Genomic DNA, 15,071 nt, shown 5'->3' on the forward strand with positions numbered 1-15,071 from the left:
GTCTGGTCAGGGAACGGGCGGAGCCAGTTGCATCCAGGTCAGGCGCCAGCTGCCGTCCACCCTGCCTCCCGCCTCGAAATACGGCTGGAAGACCAGGGGTTCGCGGTAGCCGAGGTTCATGCGAATCGCCGGCCCGGCAAATCCTGCCGGCGCGGCGAGGGTTTCCAGCATGGCAGACTGGTCTGTCGGCAGGCGCAAGGTTTCCTCAGTCTTGAAGCCGTCAATCAGCCCGGTGGCGTAGGCCAGCGGCCCGCGCGTGACCGCGGCGTATTGGTAGCACATCACCTGCTGGGCCACGGGCGAGCCGTCCGGCGCCAGCGATTCCTGGGTGTTCTGGCTAACTTGTCGATACAGCACCGGCGCCATTGGAAAGTCGATGTCGATGCTGTCGCCCGTTTTCCATTCCCGCTCGATGCGCAGGTAGCTGCCCGGCACTGCCACGCCAACCGCCGCGCCACCGATGCTGACGTGCCCGTTTTCGGCCCACGACGGAATGCGCACGGCAATGACGAAGCGCGCCGGCGCGGTGGCGACATCGATGCGCACCTTGCCCTCGAATGGATAGTCCGTGTGCTGGGTCAGCGTAACACCGCCCAACTGGGCCTGGCCCGCGCCGTACAGGTTCACCGCGATCTCGTTGCCGGCGCGCGCGGTGTACGCGACGCCAGGCAATTCTTCCAGCGCCATCGCGCCGCTCGACTTGCAGCAGCGCCAGTACGTGGTGTACACCCGCTTGCCATTCGGGAAGATGTAATAGCACCAGTCTTCGCCATTGGGCGCCTGGGCGCCGAGCAAGTCGTTGTAGGCGGAACGTTCGATCTCCTCGGCATAGATCGGGTCGCCCGTGATGGCGAGCAGTTCCCGATTGAGCTGGATCCACGAGAACGTCGAGCAGGTCTCAATATAGGCGTACGGACTGAAGGTGCCCGGGTGGTTGAACACCTCGCGCGAACGGTGCGCCACGCCGCCCCACGGGCCGCCGCCCAGGCTCAGGTGGCGGGCGTGGATGCTCTTCCAGACGTTGCGTACCGCTTCCAGGTAAGCCGGCTCGCCGGTGGCGCGGTGCAGCTTGGCCAGCCCGACCATGTTCCAGCACAGCTGGTACGCCTTGCCGGTGGCAATCTCGGCGGCGTCGGTGCCGCGCAGCGCCTGCGGCAACAGATCGAGCTCTGGCCGTGCATTGGCTTGCTCCAGCACGCGCAGGGCGAGCGCCAGGTAGCGATTGTCGCCGGTGGCGAAATACAGTTCCACCGCCGGGTCGAGCAGCACCGTGGCTGACATGCCGTGGTGATTGCCGAGGTCGGTAATGTCGATGCCGCCCTGGGTCAGCGCATGCAGGCACAGGTCGCCGATGCGGCGCGCGCTGTCCAGGTAGCGCGCCTCGGCCGTATGGCGGTGCAGCTCCAGCATGCCGAGGATCAGGTAGCTGTGTGTCCAGATGTCCCAGGTGCGTTTGCCCGGCGCGCCGTCCCACGTACGCGGCCCTTTGTCCTGCTTGACCATGAAGCGGCGGTCCGGGGCATAGGTGCCGAGGTAGCCGTCGGCCTCTTGCTGCTCCAGCAGGTAGTCGGCCACGCGCACGACTTGCGCGCCCAGCGCGGCGTCACCGCTGCGGCTGGCTGCGAGGGCGGCGGCATACAGCCACTTGCCGGCATGCTCGCCGTACCAGTCGCCTTCGTGGTTATGGGCTTTGTGGTCATGGTCGAACAGCACCACCGGCGCGCTGGCGCCGTCTTCGATGAAATGCGACAGGCGTCCGCGCAGGTTGGCATCGAGGGCGTCGCCGAGCAGGCCGCCTAGTTGAACCCGCGCCGCGGCGAATACAGGCATGCTCATCGTCTTATGCCGCGTCCACGACGCAGCGGAAACCCAGCATGCCTGAGCGGTCCTTGCACGGCGCCATCAACAGGTACTTGCCGTGCTGGTCAAGCCGGTGCGCTTGCGGGAAATACCAGTGCGAGGTCTGCGGCAGGTACGAGCTGCCACCGCGCAGCGCGGCCGCGCGGGTATGGTCGTCAGCGAACTCGTCGGTCCATTGCCAGACATTGCCCACCAGGTCCATTACGCCGAACGGGCTGGCGCCGGCCGGATGCGCATCAACATCCGCTGGCGGCAATAGTTCGCGGCCGCGGTTGGTCGGCGGCGCTGCGTTGTCGTTCCAGGTATCGCCCCATGGATACAGGCGGCCATCGGTTCCCTGCGCGGCGTATTGCCACTCCCATTCATGCGGCAGGCGCTTGCCGGCCCACGCGGCGTAGGCGCGCGCGTCTTCGATGCCGACCCAGGTGACAGGCTTGTTGTCCCAGCCGGCTGGCGGCGCGCGGTCGATCCAGTCAAGCAGGAAATTGTGGTCGTCGGCAGGCCAGTAGCCGCTGGCATCCATGAAGGCCTTGAACTGGGCGTTGGTGACTGGATAGCGGTCGATGAAATACGGCTTCATGTCCATGCGGTGGCGGTGCGCGCGCCGCGCGACGTTCTCCCATGGATACTGGAAATCCATGCCGGCCCAGGTGTAGCCCTCGACTTCAATTCCGGTTACCGCGAAGGTGAACGAGCCGGCTGGAATGGCGACCATGCCTTCGGGTGCGGCCGTGGCGGAAGCAGTCGGCGGGATCTCGACCAGCTTCTGTTGCAGCGGCGTCCATGCGCCTGACAGCGATTGCAGCGGCTTTTGCGCGTGCTTGCGCATCGTTGCGAGAAGTTCATCGAGGCCAGTGGTATCGGCGCCGCTGTCGACTTTAACAACCGCGCCAAAGCCACGCTTTTCCATCGCGAAGGAAACGATGGCAGCATCAGCTTCCATGCGCGGCTCGATCTTGGCGCCGTTCCATACGTCGTAGTACGTCGCGCCCTGGCTGTGCGGCACCATCAGCTGCTCGCCGGCGACTTCGTATTCACTGCGGTTGACGACCGTCCACAGGGTGACGCCGGCATGCGGGAACTTGCTGGAGAAGACATTCTGCTGCAGCGCCATCGCATACGGTTCCCACTCCGGGCTGACCATCTGCTGGTGGAAATGGCGTTCGATCGTCATGATGCGGCGCATTGCCTCGCCATCGCGCTCGGTGAAGCCGTTCCAGATGCCCCACACGTTTTCCCAGCTGGTGTAACCGACGCCGTTGAAGAAGATGTAGTGCAGGTCGTCGGTGCGGTCGCGGCACCAGCGGTTTTCGATGTTGACCATGTGGCGCGATTCCAGCCACTTGACCTTGCTGACGGCCGGAATGATTTCGGTCGAGGCCTTGCCCCAGGTCTGGTTATTCCACTGCAGCAGTTCGTCCGCCGTCAGCGAGCCTTCCGGCTGGAACACCAGCGGGTGATTCAGCGCGTCGGCCGCATCACGGAAGCTGCGCGGCACGCCGTTGTAGGTGTCGCCGTTAACGCCGTCGGCGCCGGTGGCCACCGCCAGCCCGATCACCGCGTCCCAGTCGGCCTGCTTCTGGTCGTGGGTGCCGTTATCCCACGGCATGGTCGGCAGGAACACCCGGACGCCGCGGCGCTGGAAATCCTGCACCGCCTGCTTCAAGCCTTCCAGGCCGCCGGGCATGTCGCTGGCAAGCTGGGTCTGGTTGCGCGCGTCGATGCCGATGTTCGGGTAGACATACCAGATCAGCACGCTGTCGATGCCGCCGTAGCGCTTCTCGAGGTCGTCGAGGTAGCGGTCGACCGTGTATTTGCGCGTTTCAGGGTCGTAGAAGTAGCGATCTTCGACCATCATCTGCGTATGCACGAAATTCCGTTGCGACCACTGCAGGTCTTCGCGCGCGTACTGCGCATCGCTGTAGCCCATGCGAATCTTGTGCTCATGGCGCCAGACCGACAGTTGCTCGCGCCAGCTGTCCGAATAGTTGTTGACCTCCATTTTCCACTTGCCGATGGTGATATAAGGCCAGTCCGGCGCCTTGGCCGGCAGCGGCAGGTGCGCGGGAATTGTGTGCGGCAAGGGGGTGTCGTAATACTTCGGCTCTTTGGCGTAAGTCATGATCGTCGTCTTGAGAGGTGAGTTAGTCGGCATAAATGGTCAGCCCCGCCAGCGAACGGGTCGGCGCCGGGAACAGGTAGCTGGCGATATAACCGATCACGATGCATAGCATGATCGAGATCGGCAGGTAGAAGTAAGGGTGAACCAGGTTCATGGTCCAGGCGGTCGTGGTCAGGCAGGTGCTGCCGGCAATGCCGATCGCCACGCCCTGCCAGTTGGCGCGCTTGGTGAACATGCCCAGCGTGTAGGCGCCGGCAATGCCGCCGCCCAGCAGACCGGCCAGCTCGATCGACACGTCGAACAGCGAGTGCGAGTTAAAGCGTGACAGCCACAGCGCGGCAAGAATGCCGACCAGCCCGGTAACAACGGTGGCGACTTCCGCGAACAGTACGCTTTTCTTCGGGCTTGGGTTCTTGACGAGCTTCTCGTAGAAGTCGACCGACGCCAGGGTTGCCACGCTGTTCATGATGCCCGACAAGGTCGCCATCGCGGCGGCCAGGATACCGGCGATGATCAGGCCGGTAATGCCGGTCGGCAGTTCAGCCGCAATAAACAGCGGGAAGGTCGCGTCGATGGTCAGCAGCGGATTCATGCGCTCGGGATTGGACTGGTAGAACGCGAACAGCGCCGTGCCGATGGTGTAGAAAATAAAGCCGCCCGGAATGGAAATGGCCGCGAAGGTCAGGATCGAGCGGGTCGCTTCCGGCGCCGACTTGGTCGATAGCGCGCGCTGCATCAATACCTGGTCCTTCGGGAAAGTCAGCACGACGTCGAAGATCACCAGGAAGATAAAGCCCCACACGGTCGGCTGGGTCAGGTCCCAGCTGAAGTCGAACAGCTTCATCTTGTTTTCAGCCATCGAGGTGGTGACAAACTCGGTCACCCCGCCGTCGAGCTTGTAGATGATGAAGCCGATCGCAAACAGCGCGCCGCCCATCTTGACGAACAGCTGGACGAAGTCGGTCCAGACGACCGCCTTCATGCCGCCCATCGCGGTGTAGACGATGGTGAAGCCGCCCATCAGCAAGATGCTCCAGACCACGTCGATGCCGGTGATGGTGGCGATCGCCAGCGACGGCAACAGCAAGATGACGCTCATGCGGCTGCCGATCTGCACCAGAATACAGATCATGCTGGCGAGCATGCGGATCGCCGGATGAAAGCGGATTTCCAGGTAGTGGAACACCGACATCAGGTTCAGGCGGCGCAGCAAGGGCACGATGGCCACCGCCACGAACGTCAGCGCAATCACCGCGATCAGGTTGTTGGTCATGTACTGCCAGTTGGTCTCGAAAGCCTTGGCAGGAATGGCGATATAGCTGATCGAGCTGGTATTGGCGGCGTACAGGCTGATACCGGCCGCCCAGTACGGAATGCTGCGGCCGCCGACGAAGAAGTCCTCGGTCGAATTGCGTTTTTCACGTACATAGCAATACCAGCCGATACCGAGCATACCGACCAGATAGACGATGATGACGCCCCAGTCGATCGCCTTGAGCAGGCGGGTGCCGGCGGATAGTTCCGTGTAGGCGAAGCTGGTCGCGCTTTCGCCCGGCGTGCTCCACAGCAGGCCGTTGCCCCACCCGCTGGCAATGCCGGTGGCGACCGGCAGCGCCGCACCCTGCGCCGCCCATGATTTGGTAATGGTGTGGAAAGACCACATCTGCGGTGCGCCGATCGCACCGCCGTCGAGCAGGTACAGCACGTGGGCCTGCCCGGTCGAGCGTACGGCGCCGTCACGTACCCGGCCGGCCAGCGGCGCCATCTCGTCCCAGCCGCCCTTGGCGCGCCAGCGCAGCATGCGGTCGCCTTTGCCTTCGCCACCAGCCAGGGTCAGCAGGACGGTGGAATTTTGCGCGGCAATCGAGGTCAGCGCGCCGCCAGCGCCTGCGTAGGCAGGCAGAACCTTCCATGCGGCGGCATCGTCGGCCAGGTCAAAGCTGATAAATTGCAAGGCGCCGGCGGCGTCATGGCCTGCGACATAGGCGACATTGCCCAGCACGGTCGCGCGCGGCGCGCCGAGCGCCAGCGGCATCGGCGCGAGCACCTTCTGTTCCAGTTCCGTTCCGGCCAGGGAAAGCGTCACGATCTGGCTGGCGCGGCCGTCGGCCCCGCCCGTCAGCACCACGGTGCCCGCACTGCCGATGCCTGACGACACCATCGCGCCCGCCGGACGCCAGGCGACCGGGGCCCAGGCGCTTCTGGCCGGATCCAGCAGCCACGCGCCGTTCGCGGTTACCGCCACCAGTTGTTCGCCCACTGGAATGATGCGCGTCACCGGGCTGGCCGTCGGCAAGACAGGCAGCTCGCCAACCCGCACCGACACCAGGTTCGCGGCACGCGCGGCGCCAGTTCCAAGCAGCACCAGCACCATCGTTACCAGGCAGATCAGGCGCCCTATTCCGTGCTGCGTCATTCGATTCATCATCTAAGGTCCGTCTAAAGGATTACGTTGAGCGAGCGCAGCTTGGCGATCTCGTCGGGAGTGTAGCCGTTTGCTGCGAGGATCTCGGCCGAATGCTGGCCAAAGGCCGGCGCGGCGAATGGCGCGGCAGGCGCGCGGCCACCGAAGCGCACCGCTTCGCTGAAACCCTGGTAACTGCCCACCACCGGATGCTGCATCGTGGCCATCATGCCTTCGGCCAGCACTTGCGGATGGGCGAACATGTCCTCGACCGCACGGGCGGCGGCGCACGGCACATCGGTGCCGAACACGGCTTCCCATTCGAGCGCGGTGCGCTGGGCCAGCGCGGCGCGCAGCTGCGGCACCAGTTCGGCTGCATGGGTTGCGCGGTCGCGCACGCTGGCATAGCGCGGATCGGCGGCCAGCTCCGGCAGGCCGATGCGTTCGCACAGCGTTTTCCAGAAATGCGGGGTGTTCGCCGACAGGTAGAGATAGCCTTCACGGCCCGGGTGGATTCCCGTGATGCCGCCGGAACGCATGTCGCGCCCGATCGCCAGCGGCTCGGCCTCGGTGTACACCAGCCGCGCCGACTGCATCGCCAGCGCACTGCGCAGCAGCGACACACCGACGTACTGGCCGCGCCCGGTCCGGCTGCGCTCGAACAGCGCCGCCGATACGCCCGAGGCCACCATCGCAGCGGCGTAGTAATCGACCACCGAGCCGTACACGATTTCCGGTACCGCCTGTCCCTGCAGCGAGCAGATGCCGGTGAAGGTCTGCAACACCTGGTCGTAGCCGGCGTTATCCTTCATCGGACCGGTGTCGCCATAGCCGGTCACGGCGCAATAGATCAAGCCGGGGCGGCGCGCGCGCAACTGTTCATAGCCGATGCCGAGCCGTTCCGGCACCGAGGGACGGAAGTTATGCACCAGCACATCGGCGCTGTCGACCAGCTTGAGCAGCACGGCCAGTCCGTCGGCCTGCTTGAGGTCGATCACGATGCCGCGCTTGCTGCGGTTGACGCCAAGGAAGGCGCGGCTTTCGTTCTCGATGGTCGACGGGTACTTGCGCAGGTTGTCGCCGGCGGGCGGCTCAACCTTGATGACCTCGGCGCCCATATCGGCCAGCAACGTGCAGCCGTAAGGACCGGCGATGTACGCGCTCAGATCGAGCACGCGCACGCCTGCCAGCGGCCCGTCGCGGGCTGGCGCCGCCGCGGGGCCGGGCGCGGTGGCGGTCGCTGCCGCGGATGCCAGGATTGCTTCGGCACGCCGTACAAAAGGCGGATCGACCATCTTGCCGTCAAGCGAAAACGCGGCGAGGCCTGCGCTGGCGGCAGCCTGCGCGGCTTCGACGATGCGGCGCGCGTCGGCCAGCTCAGCCTCGCTGGCGCCGAAAGCCTCATTGGCCAGCGCTACCTGGCTCGGGTGGATGCAGCTCTTGCCCCGGAAACCTAGGCGGCGCGCGACACGCGCTTCCGCCAGGTAGCCTGCGCTGTCGCGCATGTCGGCGAAGGCGCCATCGTAGGCAAACACGCCGGCGGCCGCGGCCGCCATGCGCAGGGTGTACATGGCCGCATGGACGTTGGCCGGGTCGCGCCGGTCAATGCCGTGCGGCTCGAACAGGTCGGCGTAGCCAAGCTGCAAGCCAGCCACCCGCGGGTCGGCGCCGGCGATGTCTTTGGCGGCCAGCAGGCCAGCCGGTGTTTCGATATTCGCCAGGATCGGAATGAGCCGGGCGACGCCGTTGGCGGCCTCGGCGCGCGCCAGCATCGCGCCGCAGGCGGCAATGTCGGCCGCCGATTCCGCTTTCGGCAGATTGAGCATGTCGAGCGCACCGCGTCCGATCGCCATGACATCGGCCTCGAAGTGGGGGCTATCGAGTCCGTTCACGCGCACGATGATCAGCTTGGTGCTGGCCCGCGCGGCGGGCGACTCGAGGAAGGCCGCGACGTTGGCGCGCGCCGCTTCCTTGCGGTCGGCGGCGACAGCATCTTCCAGGTCGATCGAGATGGCATCGGCCGCGCCCTGCAGCGCTTTCAGGAACAGCTCGGGGCGCGATCCCGGCACAAACAATTTACTGCGCATTGATATTCCCATTCAGAAATTCAAAGCCGCGCCCGAATCATCGGGCGCGGCCGCCTGCACTTAGAACTTGATGTTGTGGCTCAGCGATACGACCCTGCCGCGACCAGCCGTGTAGTTCTGGAATCCCGGGATCTGCGACGAGGTCAGGATGTAGGACTTGTTGGCCAGGTTTTCCACGCCAAGGGTCAGCTCGCCGAAACGCGAGGTCTTGTAGCTGGCGCCGAAATCGAACAGCGTGTAGCCTTCAGTCTTTTCGTACTGGCTGCGGCCGATGTTGATTTCACGGTCCATCTGGGTGCGCGCGTTCAGGTTCATGCTGAGCGCGTCCGAGTGTTGCCAGGTCACGGTCGCGCCGACTTTGTTCGGGTTGATGTTCGCCACACCCATGTCGATGATCAACGGACCGCCATCGACCGCCACGGTCTTGCCTTCGACGCGCGAGTACAGCGCATTCAGGCGCAGGTCGCGGGTCAGCTTGTACTCACCCGACAGCTCCAGGCCGCGAATCTCAACCGGCTGGCGGCGCATGATGAAGTCGCCCGTGACAGGCGATACCGACAGCGACACGCCGAAGTCGGAGTAGGTTTCGTACACCGACACGCCGAAGCTGCCGTTGCGGCCACGCCAGTTGGCGCCGATTTCCTTGTTGTCGACGACAACGGCCTGCAGGTCGAGGATGCCGGCGACCGACTGGCCTGGCTTGTTCACGTTACGCAGCGGGATGCCGACGTTCGGCAGGCTGAAACCCTTGCCGTACGATGCGTACACCGACCAGTCGGCCGGCAGGCGCCAGACCACGCCGATGTTCGGCAGGTTTGCCTCGTACTCAAGCTTGCCGCCTTCGACCAGTACACGGTTGTTGAAGTAGGTCGTGGTGTAGCTGTCCACTTCCAGCTCGCCCGACTCGCGGCGGTAGCCGCCGCTGATGGTGAACTGGCCGAGGTCGTACGACAGCTGGGCAAACGGCGCGGTGCTGCTGTACTCCATCGGTGGCACCCAAGTGCGGCCGGTGAGCGCCAGCTTCTGTTCGCTCTGGTCGGTCACGATGTCGAGGCCGGCGCGCAGTTCGAGGCCTTCAACGCCGCCCAGCTCTGGACGGGTCCAGCTGGTGCGCAGGCCCTTCTTCTGCGAATTGACTTCCGACTGGTCAACCAGCGTGCCCAGCGGCGCGAGCAGCGGATCCTGCTTGTCGGCCCCGCCCTTTTCGGCGACGAAGCGCATCGCCTGGCTGGCGCGGTAGACCTGGGCGGCGACGGTGCCGCCGGCCACGCCTTCGTTGGTGTAGTTCAGCGCGTACTGGCGGAAATCGTTGAACTCGGTCTGGCCTTCGAACGGACGTCCGCGCTCCGCGGAATCGGTGATCTTGTTGGCGCGGCTGCCTTCGACATAAACGTAATTGCCGTTGCCGACCAGGTGGAAGCGGCTCGCTTGCGCCTCGATCCGCTGCTGGTTCTGGTGGCCGAAGTTGTAGCCGCCCTTGATGAACAGGTTGCGGCCATTGGTGTCGTGCAGCGAGCCGGAAGCGTTCATGCCGATGCGGCGGCCGTTGGCGTCGTACGCGATGCCGCGGTCGACTTCGGCGACCGACAGCAGCAGGTCGTAGTCTTCCTGCTTGTGCATGAATTCAAGGCCCAGCTTGAGGCCGACGCTGTCGTCCTTGAACTGGCTGCTGGCCTTGCTGGTGATGGTGACCTCGTTGCCCATCTTGGTCGGGCGCTTCGAGATGTAGTTGATGATGCCGCCTGCGGCGCCCACGCCCTCGGAGGCCGACGGTCCGTTGATGACTTCAATGCGGCCGATCACGCCCAGGTCGGTGAACGAGCCGGAACGGTTGGTCTCGCGCAATGGCGAGGTTTGCGGAATGCCGTCGAACAGGCGCAGCGCGATACGGCCACGCAAGGTTTCGCCGGTGTTACTCATTGCCTGGGTCGGCTCCGAATAGCCTGGCACGGTGCGGGCCAGGATGGCGGTGGCGTCTTCGGTGAGCGCCAGCGACGTGGCCAGCTCGGCCGCGCTGATGATGTTCACGGCGCCGGGAATCTTGTCCACGGCTTTTGCGGTACGGGTGCCGGTGACGATCACCGAGCGTTCGGCCGGTACGTCCTCCGCTCGCTCGGCGGCGGCCGGCTGCTGCGCGGACGCGGCGCCAGCGGCGCTGGCAAGGATCAGCGCGCCGATGGCCGCTGCAACAGGGGTCAGTTTCATTGTCTCGTTTTTCATAATAGTTTTTATAGGGTATGGGTTGAACGGAAACGCTCGCCGGTACCGCCTTGCATGTCAGGATGGATGAGTCGTCATGTGACCTCCCGCCCGTGGGTGCTCTGGATGAATTCGTGTAATTCGGCGCGCGTCGGGATCGATGTCTGGGCACCCATCCTGGTGACGGTCAACGCGGCTGCGTGCTGCGCCTGGGTAACGGCATCGTCGAGGTCGAGGCCGCGGCCAATGGCGACTGTCAGCGCGCCGACAAAGGTGTCGCCGGCCGCCGTGGTGTCCACCGCCTTGACCTTGACCGCTGGAACAAAGCGCTCATGGCCCGTAGTGGCGACGAGGACGCCGCCGGCGCCCATGGTCAGCAACACTGCGCCGGCGCCGCGCGCCAGCAGGGCGGCGGCCGCCTCGGCGGCACTGGCGCGGTCGAGGACCGCAAGGCCGGTGAGCTGGGTGGCTTCGGTCTCGTTCAGTATCAGGTAATCGACGCTGGCCAGCAGGCCGTCCGGCAGCTGGGCAGCCGGCGCCGGGTTGAACACCACGCGCACGCCGTGCTCGCGGGCGATGGCAATGGCGCGCGCGACGCTGGCGATGGGCGATTCAAGCTGGCAGATCAGGTAGTCGGCGCCGCCGATGGCGGCGGCGGCAGCCTCGACATGGGCTTCGGACAGCACGGCATTGGCGCCCGGTGCGAGCACGATGCTGTTCTCGCCGTGATCGTCGACAAAAATGCCCGCCACGCCGGACGCCGCGGACAGGTCGGTGGTCATGTGGGTGGTGGCAATGCCTTCGCGACCCAGCGATTCGAGCGCCATCTGGCCGAAGCTGTCGTTGCCGATCATGCCGACGAAGCCCACTGCCGCTCCCTGGCGCGCCGCGGCGACAGCCTGGTTGGCGCCTTTGCCACCCGGGACTTGCTGGAAGCCATCCCCGGTGATGGTTTCACCCGGCGCCGGCATGCGCGGCGTGCGGAACACGAGGTCCATATTGACGCTGCCAACCACGACGACACGCGGGACAACTGCGTTACCGACGTCCATCGACTGTTGCTTATTCACCATGCGAATCTTCCAGAGTCTCTTGTTTATGCCTACGCAAACGATTGCGCAATCGTTTGCGCTTATATTTGCTCTATTGAACTCCTATCGTGTACAGGAGTCAACAAATTTTTGGTAAGGCAATGGAAGTGTGGTGGGCGGACCCGCCGCCCGCCGTCAATCGCGCTAAAGGGGCGCGGTCGACTGTCTTTGCTTGAGCTCGGACTGGAGCATTTCGCGCCGCAGCGGGACGTCGCCGACCATGATACGGTCGATCAGGACCTGGGTGATCAGCTGCCCCATCCGGTATTTCGGCTGCGCCACGGTGGTGAGCGGCGGCGTCGAATACGACGCCAGCGCGATATCGTCGTAGCCGACCACCGACAGCTGGCGCGGCACCGCCACCCCCGCCTGGCTGGCGGCGCAGATGCCGCCGATCGCCATCAGGTCGTTACTGGCAAAGATCGCGGTGGGCGGCTTCTTCAACGCCAGCAGCTGGCTGAACGCAGCAAATCCTCCGGCGCTGGTGAAGTCGCTGCGCACCAGGTAATCGAGGCGGAATTTCAGTCCCGCCTCCTTCAGTGCGCGCAGGTAGCCGACCACGCGGTCGCGGCTTGGCGGCAGGTTGATCGGCCCGGACACGCAGGCGATGTCGCGGTGGCCCATGTCGAGCAGGTGGCGGGTGGCCAGGTAGCCGCCGGTCTCGTGGTCGGCCTCGATGAAGTCGGCTTCCACGCCGGGCAGCTCGCGGTCGACCACCACCATCGGCACGTGCAGGTCTCCCAGCAGGCTGGCCAGTTCATCGTCCGAACCGCTGGCGACCAGGATCAGGCCGTCGATGCGCTTTTCCATCAGCACGCGCAGGTAGGCGGCCTGCTTCTTCGGGTCGTCGTAGGCGTTGCACAAAATGATGTTGTAGCCGACCTTGAAGGCGGCGTCTTCGATTCCCTGGATCAGCTCGGCGAAATACGGATTCGAATTGTTGGGGACCATCATGCCGATGGTGTGGGTACGGTCGTTCTTGAGGCTGCGCGCAACGGCGCTGGGGATGTAGCGGGTCTCTGCGATGATCGCCAGTACGCGCTTACGTACATCCTCGCTGACGACCCGGGTGTTGTTGATGACGTGCGAAACCGTCGTCGTTGACACGCCCGCCCGTTCCGCCACCTGCTTCATCGTCGCCATTGCACTCCCCCCGGGTTGCGATTATGCCGCAGATGAGCAGGAAATTGCAGGCCTCATTTCACCAGGCCCTGATACACGAGGTTATAAAACGGCACGCCCAGCTTCGGCGGGTCGGAAGGCAGCCCGAGCGGCAGGTGCTGGAGCATCAGGATCGCCACCAGGTTTTCACGCGGGTCGATCGTGTAGTAGGTGGCGGCGGCGCCGGACCAGCCGAACTGGCCCACCGAGCCGGGCCGGCCGCGGCGCGCCGGATCGAGCAGCACCGAACCGCCCAGGCCGAAGCCTTCCGCCGCGCTGGGCCCGGTTGGCGGGGTCAGGTGCGACAGATGGTTCTGCATCATCAGCTCGACCGTCTTGCGGCCGAGGATGCTGGCGCCGTCGAGCGTGCCTCCGTTGAGCAGCATCTGCGCGAAGCGGGCGTAGTCGCCGGCGGTGGAATACAGCCCGCCGGCCCCGCTCAGGTAGGGGTTCATTCGTTCGCCCGCTGCGGGAACCACGCCGGCGGCGGCGGGAGCGACCTTGCCGTCCTTGCCCGACGTGGTCATCGCGGCGATGCGATGGCGGTTAGCGCTTGGCACGCTGAAGCCGGTGTCGGACATCGAGAGCGGATCGAAGATGCGCTGCTTCAGGTACTGGTCGAACGGCATGCCGGCGACCACCTCGACCAGCCTGCCAAGCAGCTGGGTGGCGACGCCATCGTAGTGAAATTGTTCGCCCGGCTCGTGCGCCAGCGGCAGGCGCGCCAGCCGCGCCGCGTATTCTTTCAGGTCGGCGGACTCGGACAGGCGCCCGCGTGCGAACAGAACGTTGACCGGCGCGTCGTCCTTGCCGTAGACGGCGAAACCGGGCGTGTGGGTCAGCAGGTGGCGGATCGTCAGGCGGTTTTCGGCGGGCCGCAGTTTGGGCGCGGCGGCGCTGCCGCCGGCAAACAACTTGGGCTGGGCAAAGTCCGGCAGGTACTTGCCTACCGGGTCTTCCAGGCCCAGCTTGCCCTCTTCCATCAAGGTCAGCACGGCGACAGCGGTCACCGTTTTGGTCATCGAATAGATGCGGAAAATGGAATCGCGCTGCATCGGCTGGCCGCGCGCGGCGTCCTGGTGGCCGTAGGCCTGCCAGTCAATGATCGTGCCATTGCGCGCCACCAGGGTCACTGCGCCAAGGTACTGCTCGCGGGCGATAACGTCCTGTATGAAACGGTGCAGTCTTCCCAGCCGCTCCGGCGACACGCCATGCGCCGCCAGCGGGCCCAGTGGAAGGCTGGCAGCTGTGCCGTGACCGGGGCCAAACAGCGCCGCGACGACCAGTACCGAAACAAGGAATTTCATCATGATCCGCGGAGAAAGGTTGACTGAAGGTCTATTTTACTCCGGCGCAGTCAATCGTCGAAAAGCGTGCAAGTCGTCCGGTCGAAAATAAAAAAGCCGGAGACGCACACAGCGACTCCGGCTTTTAGTTCTGGCGGCCGTGCGGCCAACAGAAGAATTACTGCAGTTTGATTTCGACGTCTACACCTGCTGGCAGGTCCAGCTTCATCAGTGCGTCAACGGTCTTGTCCGTTGGGTCGACGATGTCCATCAGGCGCTGGTGCGTACGGATCTCGAACTGGTCGCGCGAGGTCTTGTTGACGTGCGGCGAACGCAGGACGTCGAAACGCTGGATGCGGGTTGGCAGTGGGACTGGACCCTTGACAACGGCGCCGGTGCGCTTCGCGGTCTCAACGATTTCCAGTGCGGACTGGTCGATCAGCTTGTAATCGAACGCTTTCAGGCGAATACGGATTTTCTGGTTTGGTGCGGACATGTTATTTCCTTAAAGAGCGAACCGCGCTGATTGCACGGCAATATATGGGAGCGACATTCTACTACGAAATCACAAGGAGGAACGCGAACGTTCCTCCCTGTTGCAATCTTGAGTCAGGCAGGAAAGGCTTGCGCCCTCCCCGCCCGGCTGGGGCAATTACTTGCCTTCGCTCAGGATCTTGGCAACAACGCCTGCACCAACGGTACGGCCGCCTTCGCGGATTGCGAAGCGCAGGCCTTCTTCCATCGCGATCGGGTTGATCAGCTTGACGGTGATCGACACGTTATCGCCTGGCATAACCATTTCCTTGTCCGCTGGCAGCTCGATCGAGCCGGTCACGTCGGTGGTACGGAAATAGAACTGTG

Annotated in this window: 10 protein-coding genes and 1 pseudogene; all 11 read right to left on the reverse strand. The window is 64.6% G+C overall.

Going from position 1 to position 15,071, the window contains the following annotated elements:
- Positions 1–6 precede the first annotated feature (6 nt).
- Positions 7–1,830, reverse strand: a complete 1,824-nt coding sequence (locus HHL21_RS18685) for a glycoside hydrolase family 127 protein (RefSeq protein ID WP_169468657.1) — start codon at positions 1,828–1,830, stop codon at positions 7–9.
- A 10-nt stretch (positions 1,831–1,840) separates the two neighbouring features.
- Positions 1,841–3,982, reverse strand: coding sequence for a formylglycine-generating enzyme family protein (locus tag HHL21_RS18690; protein ID WP_169468658.1), 2,142 nt, complete (start codon positions 3,980–3,982; stop codon positions 1,841–1,843).
- 22 nt (positions 3,983–4,004) lie between these two features.
- Entirely contained in the window at positions 4,005–6,410 is a 2,406-nt protein-coding gene (locus tag HHL21_RS18695) for a sodium:solute symporter (protein ID WP_206085892.1), read from the reverse strand.
- A gap of 11 nt (positions 6,411–6,421) precedes the next feature.
- On the reverse strand, positions 6,422–7,567 hold the full coding sequence (locus HHL21_RS18700; RefSeq protein WP_370659762.1) for a CaiB/BaiF CoA transferase family protein: 1,146 nt from the start codon (positions 7,565–7,567) through the stop codon (positions 6,422–6,424).
- A 72-nt stretch (positions 7,568–7,639) separates the two neighbouring features.
- Positions 7,640–8,485: pseudogene (locus HHL21_RS21815) on the reverse strand (HpcH/HpaI aldolase/citrate lyase family protein); the annotation flags it as partial.
- Between the two features lie 48 nt (positions 8,486–8,533).
- A complete protein-coding gene (locus tag HHL21_RS18705) occupies positions 8,534–10,678 on the reverse strand; it encodes a TonB-dependent receptor (protein ID WP_169468660.1) in 2,145 nt (714 codons plus the stop codon).
- A gap of 89 nt (positions 10,679–10,767) precedes the next feature.
- Positions 10,768–11,745, reverse strand: coding sequence for a ribokinase (gene rbsK, locus HHL21_RS18710; protein WP_229496586.1), 978 nt, complete (start codon positions 11,743–11,745; stop codon positions 10,768–10,770).
- A gap of 162 nt (positions 11,746–11,907) precedes the next feature.
- A complete protein-coding gene (locus HHL21_RS18715) occupies positions 11,908–12,906 on the reverse strand; it encodes a LacI family DNA-binding transcriptional regulator (RefSeq protein ID WP_169468662.1) in 999 nt (332 codons plus the stop codon).
- Between the two features lie 53 nt (positions 12,907–12,959).
- Positions 12,960–14,231, reverse strand: coding sequence for a serine hydrolase domain-containing protein (locus tag HHL21_RS18720; RefSeq protein ID WP_169468664.1), 1,272 nt, complete (start codon positions 14,229–14,231; stop codon positions 12,960–12,962).
- A 157-nt stretch (positions 14,232–14,388) separates the two neighbouring features.
- Positions 14,389–14,706, reverse strand: a complete 318-nt coding sequence (gene rpsJ / locus HHL21_RS18725; protein ID WP_010394389.1) for a 30S ribosomal protein S10 — start codon at positions 14,704–14,706, stop codon at positions 14,389–14,391.
- 156 nt (positions 14,707–14,862) lie between these two features.
- Positions 14,863–15,071, reverse strand: a 209-nt coding sequence (locus HHL21_RS18730; protein ID WP_502570571.1) for an EF-Tu C-terminal domain-related protein, incomplete at its 5' end; no start/stop codon positions are given.

The organism is Massilia polaris (assembly GCF_012927275.1).
Lineage (GTDB): Bacteria > Pseudomonadota > Gammaproteobacteria > Burkholderiales > Burkholderiaceae_D > Telluria_A > Telluria_A polaris.

Bases quoted from the DNA above. Each gene is read 5' to 3' on its own strand.
- HHL21_RS18685 (WP_169468657.1), bottom strand. From the start codon at position 1,830: ATGCCTGTATTCGCCGCGGCGCGGGTTCAACTAGGCGGCCTGCTCGGC.
- HHL21_RS18690 (WP_169468658.1), bottom strand. From the start codon at position 3,982: ATGACTTACGCCAAAGAGCCGAAGTATTACGACACCCCCTTGCCGCAC.
- HHL21_RS18695 (WP_206085892.1), bottom strand. From the start codon at position 6,410: ATGATGAATCGAATGACGCAGCACGGAATAGGGCGCCTGATCTGCCTG.
- HHL21_RS18705 (WP_169468660.1), bottom strand. From the start codon at position 10,678: ATGAAACTGACCCCTGTTGCAGCGGCCATCGGCGCGCTGATCCTTGCC.
- rbsK (WP_229496586.1), bottom strand. From the start codon at position 11,745: ATGGTGAATAAGCAACAGTCGATGGACGTCGGTAACGCAGTTGTCCCG.
- HHL21_RS18715 (WP_169468662.1), bottom strand. From the start codon at position 12,906: ATGGCGACGATGAAGCAGGTGGCGGAACGGGCGGGCGTGTCAACGACG.
- HHL21_RS18720 (WP_169468664.1), bottom strand. From the start codon at position 14,231: ATGAAATTCCTTGTTTCGGTACTGGTCGTCGCGGCGCTGTTTGGCCCC.
- rpsJ (WP_010394389.1), bottom strand. From the start codon at position 14,706: ATGTCCGCACCAAACCAGAAAATCCGTATTCGCCTGAAAGCGTTCGAT.